The sequence below is a fragment of the Geobacillus sp. PK12 genome, assembly GCF_004123125.1.
GTDB classification, from domain to species: Bacteria; Bacillota; Bacilli; order Bacillales; family Anoxybacillaceae; genus Geobacillus; species Geobacillus zalihae.
Window position 1 is genome coordinate 1 of sequence record NZ_SDKL01000066.1, and the last position, 23,596, is coordinate 23,596.

25 protein-coding genes, 3 tRNA genes and 3 pseudogenes are annotated in these 23,596 nt (G+C 53.0%); 29 read left to right on the top strand and 2 right to left on the bottom strand.

Going from position 1 to position 23,596, the window contains the following annotated elements:
* Nucleotides 1–212 precede the first annotated feature (212 nt).
* From ETR37_RS16765 to ETR37_RS16880, 22 genes are all read left to right on the top strand, one after another.
* Nucleotides 213–286: transfer RNA gene (locus ETR37_RS16765), tRNA-Pro, on the top strand.
* Between the two features lie 10 nt (nt 287–296).
* A tRNA-Ala gene (locus ETR37_RS16770) sits at nt 297–369 on the top strand.
* A 9-nt stretch (nt 370–378) separates the two neighbouring features.
* Nucleotides 379–468 (top strand) — tRNA-Ser (locus ETR37_RS16775).
* Between the two features lie 237 nt (nt 469–705).
* Entirely contained in the window at nt 706–975 is a 270-nt protein-coding gene (locus ETR37_RS16785; protein WP_011231142.1) for an AbrB/MazE/SpoVT family DNA-binding domain-containing protein, read from the top strand.
* Entirely contained in the window at nt 975–1,304 is a 330-nt protein-coding gene (locus ETR37_RS16790; protein ID WP_011231143.1) for a type II toxin-antitoxin system PemK/MazF family toxin, read from the top strand. The genes ETR37_RS16785 and ETR37_RS16790 overlap by 1 nt, the downstream gene beginning before the upstream one ends.
* A gap of 455 nt (nt 1,305–1,759) precedes the next feature.
* Nucleotides 1,760–2,593 (top strand): pirin family protein, encoded by an 834-nt coding sequence (locus tag ETR37_RS16800; RefSeq protein WP_129447552.1) that lies wholly within the window; start codon nt 1,760–1,762, stop codon nt 2,591–2,593.
* 95 nt (nt 2,594–2,688) lie between these two features.
* Nucleotides 2,689–3,438 carry an oxygen-insensitive NADPH nitroreductase gene (gene nfsA, locus ETR37_RS16805; RefSeq protein WP_021321363.1) on the top strand — a complete coding sequence of 250 codons (750 nt, stop codon included), beginning with the start codon at nt 2,689–2,691 and terminating at the stop codon, nt 3,436–3,438.
* A 189-nt stretch (nt 3,439–3,627) separates the two neighbouring features.
* Nucleotides 3,628–4,371 (top strand): NAD-dependent protein deacylase, encoded by a 744-nt coding sequence (locus ETR37_RS16810; protein WP_011231148.1) that lies wholly within the window; start codon nt 3,628–3,630, stop codon nt 4,369–4,371.
* 179 nt (nt 4,372–4,550) lie between these two features.
* Entirely contained in the window at nt 4,551–5,729 is a 1,179-nt protein-coding gene (locus tag ETR37_RS16815) for an acyl-CoA dehydrogenase family protein (RefSeq protein ID WP_013523725.1), read from the top strand.
* A gap of 36 nt (nt 5,730–5,765) precedes the next feature.
* Nucleotides 5,766–6,530, top strand: a complete 765-nt coding sequence (locus ETR37_RS16820) for a beta-ketoacyl-ACP reductase (RefSeq protein WP_129447553.1) — start codon at nt 5,766–5,768, stop codon at nt 6,528–6,530.
* An 18-nt stretch (nt 6,531–6,548) separates the two neighbouring features.
* A complete protein-coding gene (locus ETR37_RS16825) occupies nt 6,549–6,998 on the top strand; it encodes a MaoC family dehydratase N-terminal domain-containing protein (RefSeq protein WP_129447554.1) in 450 nt (149 codons plus the stop codon).
* Nucleotides 6,995–7,399: a MaoC family dehydratase gene (locus ETR37_RS16830; RefSeq protein ID WP_015374784.1), complete on the top strand. Its 405-nt coding sequence runs from the start codon at nt 6,995–6,997 to the stop codon at nt 7,397–7,399. Before ETR37_RS16825 ends, ETR37_RS16830 begins: the two co-directional genes overlap by 4 nt.
* Before the next feature lie 94 nt (nt 7,400–7,493).
* Nucleotides 7,494–8,663: a thiolase family protein gene (locus ETR37_RS16835; protein ID WP_015374785.1), complete on the top strand. Its 1,170-nt coding sequence runs from the start codon at nt 7,494–7,496 to the stop codon at nt 8,661–8,663.
* Between the two features lie 20 nt (nt 8,664–8,683).
* Nucleotides 8,684–9,310 (top strand): TetR/AcrR family transcriptional regulator, encoded by a 627-nt coding sequence (locus ETR37_RS16840; RefSeq protein WP_129447555.1) that lies wholly within the window; start codon nt 8,684–8,686, stop codon nt 9,308–9,310.
* Between the two features lie 59 nt (nt 9,311–9,369).
* Nucleotides 9,370–10,233, top strand: a complete 864-nt coding sequence (locus ETR37_RS16845; RefSeq protein ID WP_020279658.1) for a branched-chain amino acid ABC transporter permease — start codon at nt 9,370–9,372, stop codon at nt 10,231–10,233.
* Nucleotides 10,233–11,273, top strand: a complete 1,041-nt coding sequence (locus tag ETR37_RS16850) for a branched-chain amino acid ABC transporter permease (protein WP_129447556.1) — start codon at nt 10,233–10,235, stop codon at nt 11,271–11,273. The genes ETR37_RS16845 and ETR37_RS16850 overlap by 1 nt, the downstream gene beginning before the upstream one ends.
* Nucleotides 11,273–12,037 carry an ABC transporter ATP-binding protein gene (locus ETR37_RS16855; protein WP_013145367.1) on the top strand — a complete coding sequence of 255 codons (765 nt, stop codon included), beginning with the start codon at nt 11,273–11,275 and terminating at the stop codon, nt 12,035–12,037. Before ETR37_RS16850 ends, ETR37_RS16855 begins: the two co-directional genes overlap by 1 nt.
* A complete protein-coding gene (locus ETR37_RS16860; protein ID WP_129447557.1) occupies nt 12,030–12,737 on the top strand; it encodes an ABC transporter ATP-binding protein in 708 nt (235 codons plus the stop codon). The genes ETR37_RS16855 and ETR37_RS16860 overlap by 8 nt, the downstream gene beginning before the upstream one ends.
* A gap of 131 nt (nt 12,738–12,868) precedes the next feature.
* A complete protein-coding gene (locus ETR37_RS16865; RefSeq protein WP_014195769.1) occupies nt 12,869–14,068 on the top strand; it encodes an ABC transporter substrate-binding protein in 1,200 nt (399 codons plus the stop codon).
* 41 nt (nt 14,069–14,109) lie between these two features.
* The gene (locus ETR37_RS16870; RefSeq protein ID WP_129447558.1) at nt 14,110–14,457 is read left to right on the top strand and encodes a hypothetical protein; all 348 of its coding nucleotides are present in this window, start codon (nt 14,110–14,112) and stop codon (nt 14,455–14,457) included.
* An 83-nt stretch (nt 14,458–14,540) separates the two neighbouring features.
* Nucleotides 14,541–15,542 (top strand): DMT family transporter, encoded by a 1,002-nt coding sequence (locus ETR37_RS16875; protein ID WP_014195771.1) that lies wholly within the window; start codon nt 14,541–14,543, stop codon nt 15,540–15,542.
* On the top strand, nt 15,539–15,796 hold the full coding sequence (locus ETR37_RS16880; RefSeq protein WP_014195772.1) for a hypothetical protein: 258 nt from the start codon (nt 15,539–15,541) through the stop codon (nt 15,794–15,796). Before ETR37_RS16875 ends, ETR37_RS16880 begins: the two co-directional genes overlap by 4 nt.
* A 112-nt stretch (nt 15,797–15,908) precedes the next feature.
* Here ETR37_RS16880 and ETR37_RS16885 read toward each other — a convergent pair whose 3' ends face one another.
* Nucleotides 15,909–16,412 carry a QueT transporter family protein gene (locus tag ETR37_RS16885; RefSeq protein WP_129447559.1) on the bottom strand — a complete coding sequence of 168 codons (504 nt, stop codon included), beginning with the start codon at nt 16,410–16,412 and terminating at the stop codon, nt 15,909–15,911.
* 74 nt (nt 16,413–16,486) lie between these two features.
* Here ETR37_RS16885 and chrA point away from each other — a divergent pair, with 74 nt between their 5' ends.
* The 7 genes and pseudogenes from chrA to ETR37_RS16910 all read left to right on the top strand — a co-directional run bounded on the left by chrA (nt 16,487) and on the right by ETR37_RS16910 (nt 22,117).
* Nucleotides 16,487–17,695 (top strand): chromate efflux transporter, encoded by a 1,209-nt coding sequence (gene chrA / locus ETR37_RS16890; protein WP_081133223.1) that lies wholly within the window; start codon nt 16,487–16,489, stop codon nt 17,693–17,695.
* 246 nt (nt 17,696–17,941) lie between these two features.
* Nucleotides 17,942–18,376 (top strand): DMT family transporter, encoded by a 435-nt coding sequence (locus ETR37_RS16895; protein WP_081133222.1) that lies wholly within the window; start codon nt 17,942–17,944, stop codon nt 18,374–18,376.
* Nucleotides 18,377–18,463: 87 nt separating this feature from the next.
* Entirely contained in the window at nt 18,464–20,581 is a 2,118-nt protein-coding gene (locus ETR37_RS16900; RefSeq protein ID WP_129447560.1) for a YhgE/Pip domain-containing protein, read from the top strand.
* Nucleotides 20,582–20,721: 140 nt separating this feature from the next.
* A complete protein-coding gene (locus ETR37_RS19875) occupies nt 20,722–20,886 on the top strand; it encodes a hypothetical protein (protein WP_227456637.1) in 165 nt (54 codons plus the stop codon).
* Between the two features lie 14 nt (nt 20,887–20,900).
* Nucleotides 20,901–21,164, top strand: a pseudogene (locus ETR37_RS20825) (nitric oxide synthase oxygenase); the annotation flags it as partial.
* A gap of 15 nt (nt 21,165–21,179) precedes the next feature.
* Nucleotides 21,180–21,338, top strand: a pseudogene (locus ETR37_RS20830) (nitric oxide synthase oxygenase); the annotation flags it as partial.
* Nucleotides 21,335–22,117, top strand: coding sequence for an ABC transporter ATP-binding protein (locus tag ETR37_RS16910; RefSeq protein ID WP_129447562.1), 783 nt, complete (start codon nt 21,335–21,337; stop codon nt 22,115–22,117). The pseudogene ETR37_RS20830 and the gene ETR37_RS16910, both read left to right, overlap by 4 nt.
* Before the next feature lie 90 nt (nt 22,118–22,207).
* Here ETR37_RS16910 and ETR37_RS16915 read toward each other — a convergent pair.
* Nucleotides 22,208–23,358, bottom strand: a pseudogene (locus ETR37_RS16915) (Ger(x)C family spore germination protein).
* Nucleotides 23,359–23,596 lie beyond the last annotated feature (238 nt).

A 23,596-nucleotide genomic window follows, 5' to 3' on the forward strand; every position in this document is an offset into this window, starting at 1 on the left:
AACGACCCAAGAATCCCACGCCCTTTAGGCGTGTGGAGTGTCAAACGGTTGCTGTGTTTTTAGTATAGGAAAAAAGGAGCGGCAGCTACGCAGGTCGTTTCAGAAAAAAGATAAATTTTCATCCGTTATGGCGAAAAAAGATAAAAAAACTATTGACTTTCCTTTGAGGTTCATATAGAATATAAATTGTCGCAAGGTAAACCAGCTTATGTCGGGAAGTAGCTCAGCTTGGTAGAGCACACGGTTCGGGTCCGTGAGGTCGCAGGTTCAAATCCTGTCTTCCCGATCATTAATTTGGGGCCTTAGCTCAGCTGGGAGAGCGCCTGCCCCGCACGCAGGAGGTCATCGGTTCGAATCCGATAGGCTCCATTTTCATACGGAGGAATACCCAAGTCTGGCTGAAGGGGGCGGTTTCGAAAACCGCTAGGGGTGTCACAGCCCGCGGGGGTTCGAATCCCTCTTCCTCCATTTCTAATATCCGATCCTGTCAAATTGTAAATCATGAAACCCTTGATACGACTGCGTTGGCAGTCGTTTTTCATTTTTTGGGAATCCTTTTGACTTTTCTTCAAATCCTTTAACATGTTCAGCGTCTTATCATCAATCGTAATCGTTCGTTTCGAATCGAAAACACCGTCTCGATGGCATCTTTTTTTGAATTTATGTATATACTATGTATATACGAAATGAAAGGAGAGAGGTATAATGGAATTAAACAAACAGAAAGGAGTGTCAATCATGACAATAACCGTTCAAAAATGGGGAAACAGCCTTGCGGTTCGTATCCCAAGCGTGATTGCTGAACGTTTAGCGCTTCATCAAGGATCAGAAGTGGAGATGATCGTTGAGAACCAAGCGATCAAGTTGATCCCGAAAAAGAAGAAGCCGACATTGGAGGAACTTTTGGCTAAAATCACGCCGGAAAATCGCCATGCTGAAATTGATTTTGGAACAGAAGGGAATGAATTGTTCTGATGCAAGCGCCGGATCGTGGGGATCTTGTTTACGTCAATTTCAATCCACAAGCAGGGCATGAGCAGGCAGGAAAAAGGCCCGGCATCGTTCTATCACCAAAGCGGTTCAATCAATTGACAGGGTTTGCGGTGCTTTGCCCGATCACTCGGCAACAAAAAGGATATCCATTTGAAGTGGAATTGCCATCAGGCTTGGCCGTTGAAGGCGTGATTTTAACCGATCAGGTCAAAAGTTTAGATTGGCGCGCCCGACAGCTTCAAATAGTAGGACGGGCGCCCAATGAAGTTGTTTCGGATTGCTTGGATCTGATTCATACTTTTCTTTCGTGAAAGGCCATTTATGTTGGCCTTTTGTTCACTTTTAGCATACTTTTTGCGTACATTTTTGCCCTTCACGCTCCTTGAGGCGGGAGACTTCCTTCGGATATTTTGTGAAAAAGGCAGAATTGAGCAACGAAAAGAAGGCGGATCGTCCCGCTTTTTTGCATGGATTGACACACTGGAGATTATTTTGCACAAATTTTGCACGTGATGAACGAGCATGTCCATTCATCCTTGAAATATCAATCGTTTTATGGTGGGATTGGAATCCCTCTTCCAACGTCCACCTGCCGAGTGCCGGCAGGTTTTTTGTTTTTTGCGAGCGGTATGGCCGCCATTTTTCAGGCGGATGGCTTGCCTGTTTTTCGTTGAATCCGGTACGATGAAGGGGGGAGCGGTTTGCCGATTGAGCTGCACTCCTTCCGGCAACGGCCGGGATTGCGCAACATAAGGGAGGAGAGGTTATGGCGATTCAACGCCGCATTCGTCGCGTGAAAACCGTGCAAATGACGACCAACAGCCCGATTCATCAGAGCGGTTCGGTGCTTGAGCCCGGGAACTGGCAAGAGTATGATCCGTTTTTGTTGCTGATGGAAGACATTTTTGAGCGAGGAACGTTTGACGTCCATCCGCACCGCGGCATTGAGACGGTCACGTATGTGATCAGCGGCGAGCTTGAACATTTCGACAGCAAAGCCGGCCACAGCACGCTCGGGCCTGGAGATGTGCAATGGATGACGGCCGGCCGCGGCGTCGTCCATAAGGAAGACCCGGCGTCCGGTTCAACCGTGCACAGCCTTCAGCTATGGGTCAACTTGCCGAGCGCGTACAAAATGACCGAGCCGCGCTACCAAAACTTGCGCTCCAAAGACATGCCCGTGCGCAAGGAAGAGGGAGCGACGATCCGGGTCTTTTCCGGGTCATCGAAAGGCGTCAAAGCGCCGACGAAAAACATCGTTCCCGTCACGATGGTGGAAATGATTGTCGAACCGGGAACAACGGTCGTGCAAGATTTGCCGGGGCATTACAATGGGTTTTTGTACATTCTTGAGGGGAGTGGCGTGTTCGGTGCCGACAACATCGAAGGAAAAGCCGGGCAAGCGCTGTTTTTCAGCCGCCACAACCGCAGCGAGGAAACGGAGCTAAACGTGACCGCCCGCGAAAAACTCCGCCTTCTTCTTTATGCCGGCGAGCCGGTGAACGAACCGGTCGTCGCCTACGGGCCGTTCGTCATGAACACGCCGGAACAAATCCGCGAGGCGATTCGCGATTACCAGGAAGGGCGGTTTGGGCGATAATGGAAGGGAAAGAGCCGATTCGTTGTATGGCTCTTTCTTTTTTGTTATCATGTTCACAAAAAGAAGCCGTTGGGCTGTTCAAGGAGGACATAGTCATGAACCAAGTCATCGAAACGATTCTCCAGCACCGTTCGATCCGCCGGTTTGAAGACAGGCCGCTCACGGATGAACAAATCCGCACGATCGTCGAATGCGCCCAGGCGGCATCGACTTCAAGCTATGTTCAAGCGTACTCGATCATCGGGGTGAAAGATCCGGAGAAAAAACGGAAGCTCGCCGAGCTGGCGGGAAATCAATCCTATGTCGAGCATAACGGCCATTTCTTTGTCTTTTGCGCTGATTTTCACCGCCATGAGCTCATTGGCGAGCTAGAAGGAAAAGACGTGCTTCCATCGCTTGAGAGTACGGAAAAGTTTATGGTTGCGCTGATTGACACGGCGCTTGCGGCGCAAAACGCCGCCATTGCCGCGGAGTCGATGGGGCTTGGCATCTGCTACATTGGCGGGCTGCGCAACAACCTGCCGGAAGTATGCCAACTGCTTAACATACCGAAACGGGTCATTCCGCTGTTCGGGCTTGCCGTCGGCTATCCTGCGCAAACGCCGGATCCAAAGCCGCGGCTGCCGTTTGAACACGTTTATCATGAGGACGAATACAACCAAGACCGCGCCCGATTCCTCGAACAATTGCAACGCTACAACGAAACGGTTTCGGCGTATTATGAGCAGCGGACAAACGGCCGCCGCCGCGACACATGGACCGGGCAGATGGCCGATACGCTCAGCCGCCAAGTCCGGATGTACATGAAGGAGTTTGTGGAAGGGAAAGGGTTCAATTTACGGTAGCCTCTCTTCGTTCGGAAGAGGGGTTTTTCTTGCAGGCGATTCCATTTGTGAGAAAACTATGCCAGCCCGTTGGACATTGGTTTTGGTGATTGATTTTGTCTGGAGTTTCAGCTATACGTTATGGCCTCGAAAAGAACCGAAGGCGAGACTGGCAAAACCAAGAGGTTCGTAGGAAAGGAGAGAACGAGGATGGACCAAATCCGGCAACTGGCGCAATGGATCAAAGAGGCGAATACGATCGCCGTCCTGACCGGGGCGGGGATGAGCACGGAATCCGGCATTCCTGATTTTCGCAGCGAAAACGGCCTTTACGCCCAAGAGGACAATGTCGAATATTATTTGTCAGAGTATTATTACAAAAAAGATCCGGTTGATTTTTGGCGTCGATTCAAGCGGATGTTTTCATTAAAAATGATGGGCGGCTTTGCCCCGAATGACGGGCATCGGTTTCTCCGCTGGCTTGAGGAGATGGGCAAGACGGTGACGATTTTGACGCAAAATATTGACGGGCTGCATACGAAAGCAGGAAGCACGAATGTCATTGAGCTGCACGGCACGCTGCAGACGGCGACATGCCCGTCATGCGGCAACAAGTATGATCTGTCGTTTATCAACCGTCACGAGGTGCCGCGCTGTGAAAAGTGCCAGACGATTGTCAAACCGGATGTCGTTTTGTTTGGCGGGCTCGTGCCGCGCATGGAAGAAGCGTTTGCTGCGGCGGCCGCCAGCGACTTGCTTCTGGCGATGGGAACAAGTTTGGAAGTGGCGCCCGTGAATCAAATCCCGTTTTATGTCGCCGCCGAATCGCCGGCAACAAGGAAAGTATTGATCAACAAAACAGCGACAAGAATGGACGGGATGTTTGACCTTGTCATTTATGGCGGAATCGGGAAAACGGTCGCTAGCGTGCGCAAGCAAATACAGGCGGAATAGATCGATAGATTCCATGCCAACGGGAGAACGCATATGGCGTTTTCCCGTTGGACGAAAATCAAAAAAGGTATTGTACTTTTCAGAACATTCGAATATAATAAAGATAACATACCAACCGGTTGGTATTTTGATGAGTGGAGTCGAGCATAAAGGCGTAACGGAAAAGGGAGGGGACCATCATGTATTTGCGCTTAACGGACGAGCAGCGCATGGTGCAAAAAGCGATCCGCAAGTTTGTCGAAAAAGAATTGATGCCGCTCGAAAATGAAGTATTGCGCAATGAGCGCGAAGGGAAGCCTGGGCTCCCGCCCGAAAAATTAAAAGAGCTGCAGCTCAAAGCGAAGGAAGCGGGGTTTTGGGGGATCAACACGCCGGAGGAATACGGCGGCGCGAATTTGGGCCATGTCATGCAGGCGATTGTGTTGATGGAAGTGTCGAAAACGCTTGTTCCGTTCCAGTTTGGCGGATCGGCGGACAACATTTTGTATTACGCGAATGAAGAGCAAAAGAAAAAATATTTGATCCCGACGATCAACGGCGAGAAAAAATCGTGCTTTGCCATGACCGAGCCGGGAGCAGGATCAGATACGCGCAACATTAAAATGACGGCGGTGAAAGACGGCGACGAGTGGGTGTTAAACGGGGAGAAGACATTCATTACCGGCGGCAACGACGCTGATTTTGTCATGGTGATCGCCATCACCGACAAAGAGCGTCACCAAGCCTCGAACGGGCGTGAAGGGGTGACGTGTTTTATCGTCGACCGCGAGATGGGCTGGCGTTCGGAACCGATACATACGATGGGACCTTCCACTCCAGCCAGCTTAATTTTCGAAAACGTGCGCGTGCCGGAAGAAAACATTTTAGGCGAGCTGCATCACGGCTATAAGCTTGGGCTTGAGTGGATCGGCTACGCCCGCTGGGTCGTAGGCGCTCGTGCGGTCGGAGCGGCCGAGCGGCTTTTGCAAATGGCCATTGACTATGCGAAGGAGCGTGTCACATTCGGCAAACCGATCGCCGAGCGGCAGGCGATCCAATGGATGATTGCCGATTCGGCGGTAGAAATCGAAGCGGCGAAATGGCTTGTGTTAAACGCGGCCTTTACGCTTGACCAAGGGGAGGACAACCGCCATTTAGCCTCGATGGCGAAGCTGTTTGGCGCGAACATGGGCAACCGCGTCGTCGACCGCGTCATGCAAATCCACGGCGGCATGGGCTACACGAAAGAAATGCCGATCGAGCGCTGGTATCGTGAAGCGAGATTGTGGCGCATTTACGACGGCACGGATGAAATTCAGCGCCTCATTATCGCCCGCAATTTGATCAAAGGGCACGTCAAGCTTGGACAGTTCATCTAAAAAAATGAAAGCGTTATCGAAAGGGAGGAGAACACGATGAGCCAACGGTTTGCAGGAAGAGTGGCGTTTGTGACCGGAGGAAGCCGCGGCATTGGCAAGGCGATTGTCACCCGCTTCGCGGAAGAAGGAGCGAAAGTGGCGTTCATTGATTTAAACGCAGAAGCCCTTGAAGCGACGGCTGCGGAGCTGCGGGAAAAAGGGTATGACGTTTACGCCAAGGTGGCGAGCGTCACCGACCGCGAACAAGTAGAAGCGACGATCAAAGAAGTGGTCGATCGGTTCGGTTCGCTCGATATTCTCGTCAACAACGCCGGCGTCATCCGCGACAATTTGCTGTTTAAAATGACCGATGACGACTGGCAAACGGTGATGGACGTCCATTTAAAAGGCGCGTTTTACTGCGCCCGCGCCGCGCAAAAATATATGGTCGAAAAAGGGTACGGGCGCATCATCAACATTTCGTCGACATCCGCGCTCGGCAACCGCGGCCAGGCGAACTATTCGGCGGCGAAAGCCGGCATCCAAGGATTTACGAAAACGCTGGCGATTGAGCTTGGCAAATTCGGCATCACGACGAATGCCGTCGCCCCTGGGTTTATTGAAACCGATATGACGAAAGCGACGGCCGAGCGGCTTGGCATTTCGTTTGAGCAGCTCATCCAAGCGAGCGTCGCCAACATCCCGGTCGGGCGCAGCGGCCGTCCGGAAGACATCGCTCATGCGGTCGCCTTTTTCGCCGATGAGCGGTCGTCGTTTGTCAACGGCCAAGTGCTGTATGTCGCCGGCGGTCCGAAATGCTGAAAACGAGGAGGACGGGGCATGTACCAACATGACATCGGGAAACGGTCAGCGAAAGTGAAAAATGTCGTTGAGCGCGGAGCGGTGAAAAAGTTTGCGGAGGCGATCGGCGATCCAAACCCGATTTATTGGGACGAAGAGACGGGGAAACGGTCGCGCTACGGGCGCAACATTGCGCCGCCGACGTTTCCGCGCGTGTTTGACTACGGCGTCATTGAAGGGCTGAAGCTGCCAGCCAAAGGGCTCATCCATGGCGAACAGCACTTCCATTATGAGCGCCCGCTGTTTGTCGGCGAAGAGCTGTACTGCTATGCGGAAGTGAAAGATTACTTCGAAAAGCAAAGCAGCATGGGCCTGCTCGGTTTTTTAGTAATCGCCAACAACGGCGAGGACGCTGACGGAAATCTCATTTTCACTTCCACCTCGACGATCATTATCAACGAGGCGGTTAGAAAGGCGATGAGCGTATGACGAGCATCCGCAAATGGCAAGTCGGAGAGTCGCTTCCTGAAGTAACGCTCGCACCGGTGTCCCGGCTCGATTTAATCAAATACGCCGGCGCATCAGGCGACTACAACCCGATTCATACGATCGACGACGAGGCGAAAAAGGCAGGGCTTCCAGGCATTATCGCCCACGGCATGTGGACGATGGGGAACTTGGCCAAGCTGTTTACGCCGTATTACGAAGAAGGGTTCGTACAGGACTATTTTGTCCGCTTTCAATCGATGGTGTTTTTAAATGATATCATCACCTTAAAGGCAACGGTGAAGGAAAAAGGCGACAAGACGATTCGGTTTGACGTCGCGGCCGTCAATCAGCATGGCAAAGAAGTCGTCAAAGGTGAAGCGGTCTTTGCGCTTTACGAGTGAAAAAGACGGGCGGCCCCAAAGCTGAAGCCGTAAGCGGGGCGAGGGGCCAGCCCGTTTGCGGGGATGTGTTCACAACGAACAAGGGGGAATGACGATGAAACGGGATGCCGTCATTGTGTCGGCCGTACGAACAGCCATCGCCCGCCAAGGAGGCGCTTTGGCGACGATGCCGGCGCATATTTACGGCGCGGAAGTGATCAAAGAAGCGATGCGGCGGGCGAATATCGGCCCGGAGCATGTCGATGATGTCATTATGGGCAACGTCCTAAGCGGCGGCGGCAACATCGCCCGACTGACGGCGCTGCAAACCGGCTTATCTCTAGAGTTGACAGGTTTGACCGTTGACCGCCAATGCGGTTCGGGCATTAACGCCGTCAATTTAGCGGCGCAAGCCATTTGGGCCGGCGACGGAGACGTGTATATCGCCGGCGGCGTGGAAAGCATGAGCCGCGCGCCGTATTTGATGGACCGCCCGGAAAAACCGTACAGCTCAACACCGCCAAGCTTCCGCAAATCGCAGCTATCGCCGAAAGAAATCGGCGATCCGCCGATGGGGATTACGGCGGAAAACTTGGCGAAAAAGTATGGCATCAGCCGTGAAGAACAAGACGCATTCGCCTTGCGCAGCCAGCAGCGCATGGCGCGCGCCATGCAGGAAGGGCGGTTTGACGAACAAATCGTGCCGATCACCGTCCCGGTGAAAAAAGGCGAGCCGTTCGTCTTCGATACGGATGAACATCCGCGCCCGAATACGACGATGGAAGCGCTGTCGAAGCTGCCGCCGGCGTTTTTGGAAGGGGGAACGGTGACGGCCGGAAACAGCTCAGGGCTGAACGATGCCGCTTCTGCGCTCGTCATCATGTCGCGGGAAAAAGCAGAGGAGCTTGGCGTAAAGCCGCTTGCCGTCATCCGCGCCCATGCGGTTGCCGGGGTCGACCCGAACATCATGGGCATCGGCCCGGTGCCGGCGACAAGAAAAGTGCTCGAAAAAGTCGGGCTTACGCTCGATGATATGGACATCATCGAAATCAATGAAGCTTTCGCCGCCCAGGTGATCGCCTGCGACCGCGAGCTCGAGATGGACCCGGAAAAAGTGAATGTCAACGGCGGCGCCATTGCCCACGGCCATCCGCTTGGCGCGACGGGAGCGATTTTGATCACAAAAGCGGTGTATGAACTGAAGCGCCGTGGAGGGAAATACGCGCTCATTACCGCGTGCATCGGCGGCGGCCAAGGCATTGCGACGATTATTGAACGAGAATGAGGCAACGGAGACTATAGGGAATGAAAGACAAGCTAAGAGAAGCCGCCATTGAGTTGTTCGAACGGAAAGGGTTCAAAGAAACGTCGGTGCAGGAAATCGTCGAAGCGGTTGGGGCAACGAAGGGGGCCTTTTACTACTATTACAAAAGCAAAGAGGAGTTGCTATGTGATATTTGTGTTTCCTATCTGGACGATTTGCTTCGGCAGCAAGCCTGCATTGTCCAAGAGCCCGAGAAAAGCTGCACGGAGAAATTGCGGGCCATCGTCCATATGGTCATCTGCAATATCCGCACACGGAAGAAAAGCGCCCGCATTTTCTTCCGCGAAATGCGGCATTTGGCTGATGACCATTTGGCGGAAATCCGCGCCAAGCGGCGGTTGTTTCGCAAGCGGTATGAACAGCTGGTTCGAGAAGGGATCGCTCGCGGGGAATTCAAGCCATCGCTTCATGCAGAAATGATTACGTTTGGCCTGCTTGGCATCACCAACTGGAGCTATTATTGGTTCCGGCCTGACGAAGGCATCTCTGAAGAAGAACTGACGGACATTTTCGTTGATTTCATTTTGCACGGCATAAAGGCGCCAAGAGCTGGAGAAAGCGGTCGAAATGAGGCGGAGCCAGGCAATTCGGGCGGTCAGACCGAATGAAAGATCGGCCGCGCCGCTTTGATGGTCTGGCTAAACGGCACACAAAAAGGGGGATCGGGATGGAGCTATTCATCCAGCAGCTGTTAAACGGGCTGACAGTTGGAAGCGTTTACAGTCTTGTCGCGTTAGGTTTGACGCTTGTTTACGGCATTTTGCACATTCCAAACTTTGCCCACGGCGCGTTATATATGATGGGTGGTTATGTCACGCTCACTGCGATGACGAAAGCCGGGCTGCCGTACGGGTTGGCCGTTGTCGTGTCGATGGCCGCGGTCGGGATGCTCGGTGTATTGATGGAACGGCTTGTGTTTTATCCGCTTCGCGACGCACCGCCGCTCCATGACAAAATTGCGGCGATTGGCATTTTGTTGTTTTTGGAGGCATTCGCCCAGTTCGTCTGGGGGGCGGACTACCAGACGATGCCGACCCCATACGGCGACGTTGTCAGCATTTTCGGCTTGACCTTGACGGTTCAACGCATCCTCATCATCGCATCCGCTGTCATCATCATGATCTTGCTTTACCTCTTCTTGAAAAAGACGTTCATCGGGGCTTCCATCATCGCGATGGCGCAAAACCGCGAAGGGGCGAATTTGGTCGGCATTAACACGAATAAAGTCGCCATGCTGACGTTTTTCCTTTCCGGCAGTTTGGCAGCGCTCGCCGCGTCGCTCGCTTCGCCGATCAATCTCGTGTTTCCCGGCATGGGCCATCTTGTCATCTTGAAAGCGTTTGTCATCATCATTCTCGGCGGCATGGGAAGCATTCCAGGCGCCATTGTCGGCGGCTATATTTTGGGATTCAGCGAAAGCTTGGGAGCGACGTATGTGTCGAACGACTACAAAGACATTATCGCTTTTGCCATCCTCGTCATCATTTTAACGGTCAAACCGAACGGACTGTTTGCCAAGGAGGGACATTGATGGCTGTATTCGCCAACCGGCGCTTATGGATCGCCGTTCTTGCGGCGCTGGCGCTTGCCTTTCCGTTGCTTGTCACCAACAGCTATTACTTGCACATGATGACGATCTCCTTCATTTGGATGATCGCTGTTTACGGTCTGAATTTATTTGCTGGCTATACTGGTTATTTGTCGCTTGCCCACGCCGGGTTTTTTGCGATTGGCGCGTATGCGCTTGGCATTTTGACGGTGAAAGCGGGCGTGCCGTTTTGGCTGGCTTTCGTGCTTGCTTGTTTGTTCACCACGTTGCTTGGGGCCGTCATCGGGCTTGTTGCGCTGCGGACGAAAGAGCACTTTTTCGCCATTTATACGCTTTGTGTGGGCTATATTATCTATTTGATCATTGACAAATGGGACAGTTTAACCGGCGGAGTGCGCGGGTTTATCGGCATCCCGGCGCCGGCTGACATCGGTCCGCTCTCGTTTCAAACGCCCGTCGCCCAATATTATTTGGTGTTATGCTTCTTGGTTGCAGTCATCTTCACCATGTACCGCCTTGTCTATTCGTTGACCGGACGGACGTACATCGCCATTCGCAACAGTGAGGAGCTCGCGTTGACGCTTGGCATCTCGACGATGAAAAACAAACTCGCCTCGTTTGTTCTCTCGGTCTTTTTTACATCGCTTGCCGGAGCGCTGTACGCATCGTTCATCCGCTTTCTTGGCCCGGACATTGCGTACGTCAGCGTCATGTTCGACTTTTTAACGTATTTGCTTGTCGGTGGGATTGGCACGCTCGCCGGCCCGGTCGTCGGGACGTTGCTCGTTACGTTTCTGTCCCAACAATTGCAGTTTTTGCAAGATTACCGGATGTTGATTTTCGGTCCGGTGCTGACGTTGCTCATCATCTTTTACCCACACGGCATTGCCGGGGGGGTCATCCGTTTGAAAGCAAAGCGTGAAGAAGCGCGCCGTCTCGATCCAGAAGCGAACCGAGTTGCTGCGGAACTGGCCGTCTCGAGCCAAGGACGAGGCGAGCGGCACGCAGAGGAGGGATCATGATGCTTTTGCACGTTGAACGGTTGACGAAGCGGTTTGGCGGGCTTCTGGCGGTCAACGATGTCACCTTTTCCGTCGAGCAAGGGAAGATCAACGCCATCATCGGTCCAAACGGAGCCGGCAAATCGACGTTTTTCAATTTAATCAGCGGCTTGTACCGGCCGACGTCAGGGACGATTACGTTCAAAGGGCGCGATATTACCCGCCTGCCGGCAAACGAACGGGCGAAGCTCGGCATCGCCCGCACGTTTCAAACGACTCACTTGTTTGAACAGGCGACGGTGATCGACAACGTCATCATCGGCCATCGTCTCCGCACGTCATCCAACTTATTTGATGCCATTTTGCGCACGAAACGGCACCGCCGCGAGGAACAGGCATGCAAAGAAAAAGCGATGGAAGTGCTCGACTTTGTCGGTCTAACCCATGTGGCAGATCGGATGGTGGCCAACTTGTCGCAGGAGCAGAAAAAGCGGGTGGCGTTCGCGCTTGCCTTGGCGACCGATCCGGAGCTCGTGCTGCTTGATGAACCGGCAGCCGGCATCAACCCGGATGAAACGGAAGGGCTTGAGGAGTTGATCGTCAAAATGGTAGAAGGCGGCCTGACTGTTTGCCTGATTGAGCACAAAATGTCGATGATCATGAAAATTGCCGACCGCATTATGGTGTTAAACTACGGAGAAAAAATCGCGGAAGGAACGCCCGAGGAAGTGCGAAACAACGAGGCGGTCATTCAAGCGTATTTAGGAGGGAGCGCCATTGCTTGAAGTTGCGAACGTATCCGTCCGCTACGGGAGTTTTACGGCCATTCGCGATGTGACGTTTTCCGTCAAGCGAGGGGAGATCGCCGTTTTGCTTGGCGCCAACGGGGCCGGGAAAAGCACATTGTTTCGCACGATCAGTGGACTGCACAAACCAATGCGGGGGGAAATCCGCCTCGATGGCGAGCGCATTGATTCGCTGCCTCCTGACCGCATCGTCGAGCGCGGCGTCGTGCAATGCGCGGAAGGGCGCAAACTGTTTCCGCGCATGAGTGTATACGAAAACTTGCTGATGGGCGCTTACGTCCATCGGAAGGACAAAGAAGGCATCCGCCGCTCGATTGAACATGTATACGAACTGTTTCCGATTTTGCGCGACAAGCAAAACGCGCCAGCCGGGTCGTTAAGCGGCGGCCAGCAGCAAATGCTCGCCATCGGACGCGCCTTAATGTCACGTCCTGCGGTGCTCTTGCTTGATGAACCGTCGGTTGGACTCGCTCCGCTCATTGTCGAGCAGATGTTTGCGACGATTAAGCAAATCAATCAGGAAGGGACGACGATTTTGCTCGCCGAACAAAACGCCCATGCGGCGTTGTCCATCGCTCATCACGGCTATGTGTTTGAAAATGGAACGATCGTTGCTTCAGGAACAGCGGAGGAGCTGCTCGCCAACGACGATGTCCGCAAGGCGTACATTGGAACATGACAAGCGATTGCCGCGAATGGCGTATTTCGCGGGCGAAAGCAAGCGATGCGCCTGCATTGAAAGGAGGTGAACCACGGTCGCGGCACTTATTCATCCAAATATATTTTAGAATAAAAATAGGGGGGAGCGGAATGAAAAAAAGAAAATGGCCGATCGCGGCCATGATGACGGCCGTCATGGCGTTGATGCTTGCGGCATGCAACAGCCCGACAACAAACAATAATGCCAAAAGCGGTAATGGAGGTGGAGGCGACAACGTCGTCAATATCGGTTACAGCGGACCGCTAAGCGGTCCGGCCGCCTACTACGGGGAACGGACGTTAAACGGCGTGAAGATGGCGGCGGACGAAATCAATAAAAACGGCGGGTTTGAAGTCAATGGAAAGACCTATCAAATCAATGTTGTGTCGTTAGATGATAAATATTTGCCAAATGAAACAGCCGCCAATGCGAAACGGCTTGTCCAAGAACATCATACGCCGATCATTTTCACTCCGCACAGCGGTGGGGTCATGGCGTTGCAAGTGTTCAACCAAACGGACAATTTCCTTATCGCGGCCTATACGAGTGAGCCGAAAATCACGCAGGCGGGAAACAAGCTGACAATCCGCATCCCGCCGCGTTATGATGGCTACATTCCGACATTTACCGATTATGTGATGAAGCGGTTTGGCAAAAAGCTGGCTGCCTTGCCGACGGCGACGCAATACGGGAAAGACTGGACGGAAAAACTGTTGCCATATTGGGAAAAGCAAGGCGGAGAAGTTGTCTATAACACATCGATTGATTTCACTAAAGACACCGATTTCTTCACGATCATCACGAACGCGTTAAAAGAAAAGCCGGATGTCTTGTTTATCGGCGGACCGTCGGAGCCGACGGCGAAAGTGGCGAAACAGGCGCGCGAACTCGGCTTTAAAGGCGGCTTTATTGTCATGGACCAGGCGAAGTTGGATGAAATGAAGCGGGTCGTCGGCTCTTACGAGATGCTTGAGGGCGCGATCGGCGTCATGCCGCTCGTCGAGTCCAAAGAGCCGGGAGCCCCGCAGTTTGTGGAAAACTATCGGGCGAAGTACAATGCCGAAGCGAGCTCGGAGTCTGCCTATAACTACTTGGCTCTTTACGCCTTTGTCGAAGCGATGAAGGCAGCCGGAACGGTTGATGATCCGGCCGCCATTCGCGAACATATGAATGAAGGGTTGAAAAACATCCCGAAAGACAAGCAAGTGTATGTCGTTCCGAAGGTTGGTGAGGACGGCGGCTTTGAATCAAAAATTATCGTTGCAGCAGTGGAAAATGGCAAAGTTGTGCCGATCGAGCTAAAGAAATAAGTCGATCTATTTACTGGCATTTCCGTCAGGACGCCGCACGGATGAAGTGCGACTATCAGCTGGCGCTCCTTGTTTCGAAAATGACACGGTATGCGCTGGCCAAACCGCAAAAAAAAATCCGAGCGGCGGCAGCGATAAAGACTGGTTTGTCCTGCGCTTCAAACGGCCGGGATTTACGATCGGAGTTGCGCCGTATGTCGGTGAGCGTCCGGTGCCGCTCAAATACTTCCCGGCGATTTGGAGCTAAAATGACGGCGTCCCGCTGGTGTTTGCCAACAAACTATAATCAACGCGCGCCCACTTTCTTGCGTGGGCGCCTTTTTTATGGCTTGCTGCTGAGAAAAATGAGCAAAATAACCGTTATTCTATTAAATAAAACTATGTTCTAAATAATCAATAAAACAAATAGAAAAATTTCGAATAATAAGATACAATAGAACTGTTCTGTGACATTGGAAAGGGGATGGGAATTATGAGGGAAATGGCCCTCGGCCTTGCCGCCTCATTCTTCTTTGCTGTTACATTCATATTGAACCGCTCAATGGAGCTGGCGGGTGGAAGCTGGGCGTGGAGTTCGTCGCTTCGTTTTTTCTTTATGGTTCCGCTGTTGTTTGCCATTCTTTTGGCACGCCGCAACCTCGGTCCGGTTTGGCATGACATGAAATGCCATCCGTGGACATGGATCACCTGGGGGACGGTCGGGTTCGGCTTGTTTTACGCGCCGCTCACCTACGCGGCCGCCTACGGACCCGGATGGCTGGTGGCCGGGACATGGCAGTGCACGATTGTGGCCGGCGTTCTGCTTAGCCCGCTCTTTACAGAACGAAGAGAAACGAAAAACGGAACGGTATTGGTGCGCCGTCCGATTGAAAAGCGGGCGCTCTTGATTTCCATGTTGATTTTGTCCGGCGTCGTGCTTATCCAGTTCCAGCAAGCAAGCCACCTCACTTGGAAAGAAATCGGGTTGGGGATCTTTCCCGTGCTGATGGCCGCGTTTGCGTACCCGCTTGGCAACCGGAAAATGATCGAACATTGCGCCGGGCGCCTTGATGCGTTTCAACGCGTATGGGGAATGACGATGGCCAGCCTGCCGTTTTGGCTGATTGTCGCGTTGATTGGCTGGCTGACAGCAGGTGCGCCGTCCGCGGGGCAAATGATGCAGTCGTTCATCGTGGCCATTAGTTCCGGGGTCATCGCAACGACGTTGTTTTTTATCGCGACCGATCGGGCAAAAGGGAACGAACGGAAACTCGCCGCTGTGGAAGCGACGCAATCCGGGGAAGTGATTTTTGCCGTTATCGGCGAAGTGCTGTTCTTGTCCGCTCCGCTTCCGAACGGATGGGCATTCGTTGGCTTGGCCGTCATCATCATCGGGATTTGCTGGCATAGCTTCGAATCGACAAGAACAGTGAAACACTCATCGCTGCCCATTTCCACAGATCGGCGCCTCAAACGCATAGGGGGGGAACGATGAGAATCATCGTGTGCATCCTGCTTGCCTGCCAGACGTTCGTCATCTACTATTGGATCAGCGATTGGCGTCAGCTTGTCACCCCGGTGGGTCTTTGCATGTGGGTGGGCGGAATCGCAGTCGGCCTTGTTGTTCTTCGGACGGGGCGGTACCTATCGCCAAGATGGCGGAGGGCGCTGAAGATGACGACGGCGGGAGTCATCTTGCTTGCTGTGATGTCGCTGATCATTGAATGGGCGGTTTGTTCGATGCCGTAGTCAAAATAGATGTTGAAAGCCCGTACGATTGATCAAGAACTTCCCGTGTGGGCGTACGGGAAATGCGCCTTTAGAATGAAGCGAACCCCTTGCCTAAGGCGAAAGAGGGCTGCTAACGGCTTCGATGGGCGGAATCGAACATCTTCGGCGCCAAGCGGCGGCCAACCGCATACATGATCGGCGCACCGAGGGCCATGACGACCAACTCGCTGATGGCCGTCGTCAGCCATGTGAGCCAAAACGGAAAGCCGAGCGCCAGTTTCAATTCGAAGGCGATAATGGCCATAGTCACAGTAAATGACAGCGTATTGACGGTCATGCGCGCCCAAACGTTTCGGACATACCGCATAGAGACGATCGTGATGAGCAGCGCCAACACCGACTGGCCGACGCCAAATACGAGGTCATACGCGACGATCGGCGAGAAAAACCAGTTGGCGAAAAAGACGCCAAGCACAATGCCGATGGCGTATGTTTTGCGGAACACGACCAAGTGATTCAATATTTCTGACACGCGAAACTGAATATTCGTAAAGCCAAACGGCTGAATGAGCGCCGTCACCGCGATATACACGGCGGCGATCAAGCCATTTGCCGCTATGATCCGAATGTTCATAACGTCCTCTCCTCGCATTGATGATAATATGATTGTAGCATGACAAACGAGTGAACGAAAGGAAGTGAATCTCGTTGACCTTGACGGATCAACAAGCAACAAGCCGGCGGCGATCGGTTTGGGAAGTCGGAAAAACAGCGCTTCTCCTCGGTTTAACGTCATTTGGTGGTCCGGTCGCTCATCTCGGCTATTTTTACGAAGAGTACGTCAAACGAAAAAAATGGATTGACGAGAAAACGTATGCCGATTTGGTCGCTTTATGCCAATTCCTCCCTGGTCCAGCGAGCAGCCAAGTCGGCATCGGCATCGGATTTATGCGCGCCGGCGTTTGGGGGGCGTTGGCAGCTTGGCTTGGTTTTACGCTGCCGTCAGCGGTCGCCCTCAGCCTGGTTGCTGTTTGGTTGCAACACCATTCTTGGGGTGACGCCGGCTGGATGCACGGCTTGCTGTTGGCGGCCGTGGCGGTCGTGGCACAAGCCGTATGGGAGATGGCGCGCAAATTCGCCTCTAGCCGCCTCGAGGCAACGGTCGCCATCATAGCGGCGGCCGCCGTGCTTCTTGCGCCGGGCGCGTGGAGCCAAGTAGCCGTCATCGCCGCAGCGGGGGGCATTGGCGCTGTTGGATTGCGAAAAAACGTCGCACCTTCTTCGTCTGCGGCAGGCATCCCGCCTTCCATTCGTCGTTCCACCGGTTTGGCGTTGCTTTCATTGTTTGCCGTGTTGCTTGTTGCGCTGCCGCTCATTCGCACTTGGATCCATTCACCGCTTTTGGCGCTGTTTGACAGCTTTTACCGCGCTGGGGCGCTCGTGTTTGGCGGCGGTCATGTGGTGTTGCCGCTCTTGGAGGCGGAAGTGGTGCCGCAAGGGTGGGTCACCGCCAATCAGTTTTTAGCCGGCTACAGCGCCGCCCAAGCCGTCCCTGGGCCGCTGTTTACGTTTGCCGCGTATATTGGAATGGCGGCGTTGGGCTGGAAGGGAGCGCTAGTGGCTACCACAGCCATTTTTCTTCCATCCTTTTTGCTCGTTCTTGGCGCGTTTCCGTTTTGGCACTGGCTTCGCCGTCATCCACGCTTTCAAGCGGCGCTTGCCGGCATTAACGCCGCTGTGGTCGGGATTTTGCTTGCAGCGCTGTATGACCCGATTTGGACGAAAGCGGTGAAGGGACCGGCCGATTTGGCGCTTTCCCTTGGGGCTTTTCTTCTTCTTGTTGTGTGGAAGTGGCCAGCATGGGCGGTCGTCCTTGTTTCATTCGTCGGCGGATGGCTGCGCGCTTGGCTCAGCTGATCGCCCTAAGCACCATGATGGCGGCTTTTCATGATCGTCCGAAAATGGACAACGACGTGTTTGGCTTTGCCGTTGCAATAGCCGGCAGATGCAAATAGATGGCTTGATCAAATGGTTTTCGTTTGCGTGAAAGCGATACCGAGGCGGCAGAAACAAAAGAGCGCCGGCATGGCATAGGGCTGTGCGCTGAAAGGAAAGCTCGCCGCCTGATCCGCAGGCGTATATAGGCAAAAGGAGGGGGAGCCGATGAAGTGGGTATGGATGCTGCTCGCTCTAACGGCCGGGATGGCTGTCTCCGTACAGGCAGGAGTGAACGGCGGCCTCGGCAAGCGGATTGGTGTGTTGGAAGGGGCGTTCGTGTCGTTTTTAATCGGAACGATCGTCTTATTTTTAGTGCAATTGTTTTTCGGAAAAGGAGAATTGCTGGCCATGTTTTCTGTGCCGAAATGGCAGCTGACGGGCGGCATTCTCGGCGCTTTTTATGTGTTTGTCATGGTGCTGATCGTTCCGAAAGTCGGCGTCGCCAACTCTCTGGCAGCCGTGATCGCCGGCCAGCTCGTCATGAGCTCGATCATTGATCACTTCGGGTTATTCGGGGGACAGCGCATTCCGTTTGACATGACGCGCCTCGTTGCTATAGCCTGTTTGTTTTTGGCGCTTTGGCTTTTTTTCCGCAAATGAACAACAGGACTGGCCAAGTTGGTTTAGTTTTCCGTGATCCGCTCATACTAACAACAGCATGATCGACTTGAAAGGAAGCGGATCAAAGTGAAACAGGCATGGCGCATTTATATGAGCGATTTGAAACATCTCACGACCAACTGGGCCGCATCCATATTGGCTCTCGGTCTGATCGTTCTTCCATCGCTTTACGCTTGGATCAATGTAGAGGCTTCGATTGACCCTTATGCCCATACAGAGGATTTACCGGTCGGCGTCGTGAACGAAGACCGAGGGGCGGAGTTGACCGGTCACCGGTTTCACGCCGGCGATGAGATCGTCAAGACCTTAAAAAACAACCACCAGTTGGGATGGCGATTTGTCACGCGGAAAAAAGGAATGGAAGGCGTTCGGAGGGGAGACTACTTTGCGACGATCGTCATTCCGGCTGATTTCTCGGCTAAATTAGCCACTGTAGTGCAGAAACGTCCGAAAAGGGCGGTTATTTACTATTATGAAAACGACAAACGGAACGCCATCGCTCCCAAAATCACGGAGCGCGGAGCAAGTACATTGTCAGCGCGAGTCAGCGATGAGTTTGTGAGGGTGGTCAATACCGCATTGTTTTCCTTGTTCCACCAAGCGGGAGTGACGCTCGAACAGCAGCTTCCCACCATTCGCCGCGTTGAAGCGTTCGTGTTTCGTTTGGAAAACGAATTGCCAACGATTCAACGACAATTGAAAGCCCTAGATCGCGATGTGGGAGAGGCAAGATCACTAGTTCGTACAGGCCGCGAGCTTCTGCCGGCTGCCAGAGCAACGGTGCGGCGCGGTTTAGAATGGACAGGCCGCGTTGAGAAGTTGTTCATGCAAGTCAATGCTTCATCGCACTTATGGGAAAAGCCGGTGGAAATGGTGGTTCATGCGCTCTATTCCTTTGCAGAGCAGACGCCAGAGTCTCTCGATACACCGGAAAAGCAAGCGCGTTGGGCGACTCTCATCCAACAGGCTGCAACAGACGCGAGCCCATTGGTTCAGCAATTGCGCCGAACGTTGAGAACATGGGAGGGGACGATTGATTCCTCTTCGCTTCAAGCTGTGCAGCGCACCATCAGCCGTATCGAGCAGACGCTAGCGTCTATTCAAGAAACAGCGGCGCTAGTGAAACAACATCCAACAGGCGTCGAAGGGAAGATCACTCACCTGCGTGAACAAATGGCCTTATTGGACGCACAGGCGCAGCAACTTGATCAAGCATATCGCCAACGGCTGCTGCCTATGCTGCGGGCAAAATGGAATCAAACAGGGGAACAGGTGCGACAAGCGAAACAAACGCTTCTTCACATGAATCAAGCGTTAAATGAGGCAGAGCAATGGTTGTCAAACACAGATCGTGATTTAGCGGCCGCGCAACAAGCGCTAAAGACCGCGCTGGCGCAATATCCCTTTCTTGCCCGCCAGGTCCGCGAGCTGGCCGCCTTCCTATCGAAAATCAAAAGAGAAACCAACATCGACGAACTGATTCGCTTGTTGAAACAAGATCCACAGGCGAAAGGCGCCTTTTTGGCCCATCCGGTTGACGTCAAAACGTTCCGCCTTTTCCCGCTGCCGAACTATGGTTCAGGCATGAATCCATTTTACACGGTGCTGGCCATATGGGTAGGATGTTTGTTGCTTGTTTCCGTCTTGTCGACCGATCCTTCTTCGTTTTCGGAAGCGAATGAGCGGGAACGATATGCCGGACGGCTGTTGACCTTTTGGACGCTGAATGCTTTGCAGGCGATGGTCGTGACGGCTGGAGCGGCTTTCATCTTGCCGAATATTTTCGTCCGTGAGCCGGGATGGTTCATGACGTTCGGCCTTTTGTGCAGCTTTGTCTTTATGGCAGTGGTTTTTTCGCTTGTTTCTTTGTTCGGCAATGTCGGAAAAGCGATGGCGATTGTGCTGCTTGTCTTGCAAATTGCCGGAGCGGGAGGCACGTATCCGATTGAGCTGATCCCTCCGTTCTTTCAGCAATTAAACCCTTGGTTGCCGTTCACCTACGCCATTGACATCATGCGCGAGGCGGTCGGCGGGATCGTATGGGAACGTGTTGAGCATGATGTCAAGCGGCTTCTCTTGTTTGCCGTTTCCGCCCTTTTGGCCGGGCTTGTGTTGAAAGGCCCGTTAAGCCCATGGATGCGCGTGCTGAAAGAGAAAGCCGCCCTAAGCGGGTTGTTTCATTGAAACATTTGCTCTATTTTCTTTTGGAAGCATCTGCTACAATAAGGACGAGAGCGTTGCTTCCTGTTCAATGGCCCCGTAGGATGCATGCTTCTCGTTTTGCGAGATGAGAGAACGAATGGCGGGGAAAAGGGGAGAGAATCATGTCGATCCGTCGACTGCTTGGTTTTGCGCTCATTTTTTTAGCGATTTCGATGTTTATCGAGCAAATGTGGTGGGTCGGGGGAATTTGCCTCTTGATTGGAATTGGAATGACGGCGAAAAGTCCAATCGATCGAAAGTGGAGGAAAAAGAAGCATATATGGTAAACATCGAGAGTGATATGAATCAAACAAGGGTCAGACAGCATGATGGGCAGTTGATGACAAAAGCAGAACAGTTTATCATGGCAAGCTATCGGGAGCTTGGAAAAAGTGAGCAAGAAATGAGGCGGCGGTTGAACGAAATCCGTTGGGAAGTGGAACAAACCGGCACGTACCGCCATACGTACGAAGAGTTAAGCTATGGGGCGAAGATGGCTTGGCGCCACAGCAACCGTTGCATCGGCCGCTTGTTTTGGCAATCGCTCCATGTCATCGATGCGAGAGAGGCGGTTACCGTAGCCGGCCGCCATGTCACCGGCGATTGGACATGGCTGATTCCGCCTCTTTCTCCGGCGACAACGCACATTTTTCACCGAACTTATGACAACACGACCATGTTGCCCAACTTTTTCTATCAGGACCGTCCATACGAACGACAAAGGGGAGAGGAACAATGACCGTCATCATCCGCATGCGCGATGTGTCATGGGCAAGAGGAGGGCGCATGATTTTGCGTGATATCAACTGGGAGGTGAAAGAAGGCGAGCAATGGGCGATTCTTGGCCTAAACGGCTCCGGGAAAACATCGCTTCTCAATATCGTCACCGGCTATCAGTACCCGACGCGCGGCGAGGTCGAGGTGTTGGGGTATCGGTTTGGGCAAGCGAGTTTGCCGGAGATGCGCCGGCACATCGGATTTGTCAGCAGCGCGCTCGATCAGTTTCACGACACGCTGCAAACCGAGACGGTTGAAGATGTGATCGTAAGCGGCAAGTTTGCGACGATTGGCCTGTATGATGCGGTAACCCGCGAGGACCGGGATCAAGCGGAGGCATTGATGGAATCGTTCCGCCTGCAAGCGGTGAAAGGGAAGCGATACGCGACGCTGTCGCAGGGGGAAAAACGGAAAACGTTGATCGCCCGGGCGCTGATGGCGAATCCGAAGCTGCTCATTTTGGACGAGCCGACGGTCGGCCTTGACTTATTGGCCCGCGAAGAAATTTTAGCATTGATCGGACAGATCGTCACTCAGCCGTGCCATCTCTTATACGTCACCCATTATATCGAAGAAATCGTCGACTCCATTACCCATGTCTTGCTTTTGCAAGACGGGCGCATCCTTGCGGCTGGCCAAAAAGAGGAAGTGTTAACCGACGAGCGGCTTTCAGAAGCGTTTCGCCTTCCGATCCGCGTTCATTGGGAAGACGGCCGGCCGTGGGTGTCGATTGGACGTTGAAGACGGATGGACTACCGGCTCCCTAAGGTGCGAAAACCATACCGGGAGCCCTTCCAACCGTAAAAATGCGCAAAAGCATGTCACAACCATCTAGCCGCCTGCACGATAATCCAGTTTTTCCTTGCCAGAAGAGCCGATGGAAAGATGGACGGAAATGTTTCGAATGGTATTCGTTTTCAATGGGATGATGCCGTTTTGTTCCCATTGTCTCCATTGATGGACGTTGTAGCGGTATAATTGGTCTGATACATTCAACACGTCAATGTTTCGATTGACTCCCCATTCATAGGCTTGTTGAATTTCCTGTTTCACCGTTTGCGCCGCCAGCTTGGCCAACTGTTATCTTGACAGCGGCCGGCGCAGCTCGATCAGGCTTCCTTGAGCTTGGATGGTCAACTGAAACGCAGGGCCATCTTTGGTCGAAAGAACCGACCACTTCGCTTTTGGATGACGAACGACGAGAGAAGCAACTGTTTGCTGCCCTTTTTTCACGTAAATGGGCGTTCGGATCACATCCCGTTCTGTCCAACGAACGCCTAACAGCTTCTCACGGTCCGTGCATTGTTGGAGTTTGTAATCATGCAAAAAACAGACACCGCTGAGGGACAACATTTTCTTTTTTTTCCATCCTCTGCCCATCTGGAAGGGTCAAGAGTCATATACGGAATTCGAAGCGTTGCGCTATGTTCATCACTGATCGCAATCAGACGGTTAAATCGAAGCGGGCGAATAAAGGAGCTTTGCCTGAATAGTTCTTCAGGATTCGCCAGCATGGAAAAGTACGAAGAAGCATGCAATAATGGAGTCGCTTGAAACAAATCGCTCAAAGGAGCGTCGGTCGCGTAAACCCAAATGGTGTGGCGGATCTCATGATACCTTGTTAATAAATCGATGACTCCTCGCACCACTTCCTTTTTCAGCGCCCGTTTCGTAAACACGATGCTTTTGACGTGTCCCCACGAGACCATTTGCTGGATGGACGTGTAAAGTTCATGGGCGGCGATTTCCGGTGTTTCTCCTGCTGACCGTCCAATGACCACGGTTTCGGTCTGCCTTCCGCCGCCATACTCTGCTTTTGCCAATCCAGTGAAGCTGATGAGCTGTACGTACAAGACGAATTGGCGATGATCATAGTCAATGCCGATTGAGTGAATATAGACGATTTGGTCAATATTCCGGTTTCTCCAACAGCCGCTGAGCAACAACATCATCAGCCCCACGGCAACAAGACGGAGGTACATAGAAAACGGTCCTCCTCCCATTTTTCACATTGATCCATTTTATCATTTTGAACCGAGAAGGCCCCCATCTTCCATGAATGAGCGCAAGTGGGAGAAAGAGGATCGCCATAAGCCCTCCTAGAATAGATTCTCACGAAGGCTGGATTGGCCGTCTTTGTAAGTCAAACAATCCAACCATGAGACGAGGGAATGGCTAGGCGGGCAGCTTGCCGTGGGACAGGTGTTCCCCAGAATCTCC

Excerpts from the sequence above, each read along its gene's own strand:
- ETR37_RS16785 (WP_011231142.1), top strand. The coding sequence starts at position 706 with ATGGAATTAAACAAACAGAAAGGAGTGTCAATCATGACAATAACCGTT.
- ETR37_RS16790 (WP_011231143.1), top strand. The coding sequence starts at position 975 with ATGCAAGCGCCGGATCGTGGGGATCTTGTTTACGTCAATTTCAATCCA.
- ETR37_RS16800 (WP_129447552.1), top strand. The coding sequence starts at position 1,760 with ATGGCGATTCAACGCCGCATTCGTCGCGTGAAAACCGTGCAAATGACG.
- nfsA (WP_021321363.1), top strand. The coding sequence starts at position 2,689 with ATGAACCAAGTCATCGAAACGATTCTCCAGCACCGTTCGATCCGCCGG.
- ETR37_RS16810 (WP_011231148.1), top strand. The coding sequence starts at position 3,628 with ATGGACCAAATCCGGCAACTGGCGCAATGGATCAAAGAGGCGAATACG.
- ETR37_RS16815 (WP_013523725.1), top strand. The coding sequence starts at position 4,551 with ATGTATTTGCGCTTAACGGACGAGCAGCGCATGGTGCAAAAAGCGATC.
- ETR37_RS16820 (WP_129447553.1), top strand. The coding sequence starts at position 5,766 with ATGAGCCAACGGTTTGCAGGAAGAGTGGCGTTTGTGACCGGAGGAAGC.
- ETR37_RS16825 (WP_129447554.1), top strand. The coding sequence starts at position 6,549 with ATGTACCAACATGACATCGGGAAACGGTCAGCGAAAGTGAAAAATGTC.
- ETR37_RS16830 (WP_015374784.1), top strand. The coding sequence starts at position 6,995 with ATGACGAGCATCCGCAAATGGCAAGTCGGAGAGTCGCTTCCTGAAGTA.
- ETR37_RS16835 (WP_015374785.1), top strand. The coding sequence starts at position 7,494 with ATGAAACGGGATGCCGTCATTGTGTCGGCCGTACGAACAGCCATCGCC.
- ETR37_RS16840 (WP_129447555.1), top strand. The coding sequence starts at position 8,684 with ATGAAAGACAAGCTAAGAGAAGCCGCCATTGAGTTGTTCGAACGGAAA.
- ETR37_RS16845 (WP_020279658.1), top strand. The coding sequence starts at position 9,370 with ATGGAGCTATTCATCCAGCAGCTGTTAAACGGGCTGACAGTTGGAAGC.
- ETR37_RS16850 (WP_129447556.1), top strand. The coding sequence starts at position 10,233 with ATGGCTGTATTCGCCAACCGGCGCTTATGGATCGCCGTTCTTGCGGCG.
- ETR37_RS16855 (WP_013145367.1), top strand. The coding sequence starts at position 11,273 with ATGCTTTTGCACGTTGAACGGTTGACGAAGCGGTTTGGCGGGCTTCTG.
- ETR37_RS16865 (WP_014195769.1), top strand. The coding sequence starts at position 12,869 with ATGAAAAAAAGAAAATGGCCGATCGCGGCCATGATGACGGCCGTCATG.
- ETR37_RS16870 (WP_129447558.1), top strand. The coding sequence starts at position 14,110 with ATGAAGTGCGACTATCAGCTGGCGCTCCTTGTTTCGAAAATGACACGG.
- ETR37_RS16875 (WP_014195771.1), top strand. The coding sequence starts at position 14,541 with ATGAGGGAAATGGCCCTCGGCCTTGCCGCCTCATTCTTCTTTGCTGTT.
- ETR37_RS16880 (WP_014195772.1), top strand. The coding sequence starts at position 15,539 with ATGAGAATCATCGTGTGCATCCTGCTTGCCTGCCAGACGTTCGTCATC.
- ETR37_RS16885 (WP_129447559.1), bottom strand. The coding sequence starts at position 16,412 with ATGAACATTCGGATCATAGCGGCAAATGGCTTGATCGCCGCCGTGTAT.
- ETR37_RS16895 (WP_081133222.1), top strand. The coding sequence starts at position 17,942 with ATGAAGTGGGTATGGATGCTGCTCGCTCTAACGGCCGGGATGGCTGTC.
- ETR37_RS19875 (WP_227456637.1), top strand. The coding sequence starts at position 20,722 with ATGTCGATCCGTCGACTGCTTGGTTTTGCGCTCATTTTTTTAGCGATT.
- ETR37_RS16910 (WP_129447562.1), top strand. The coding sequence starts at position 21,335 with ATGACCGTCATCATCCGCATGCGCGATGTGTCATGGGCAAGAGGAGGG.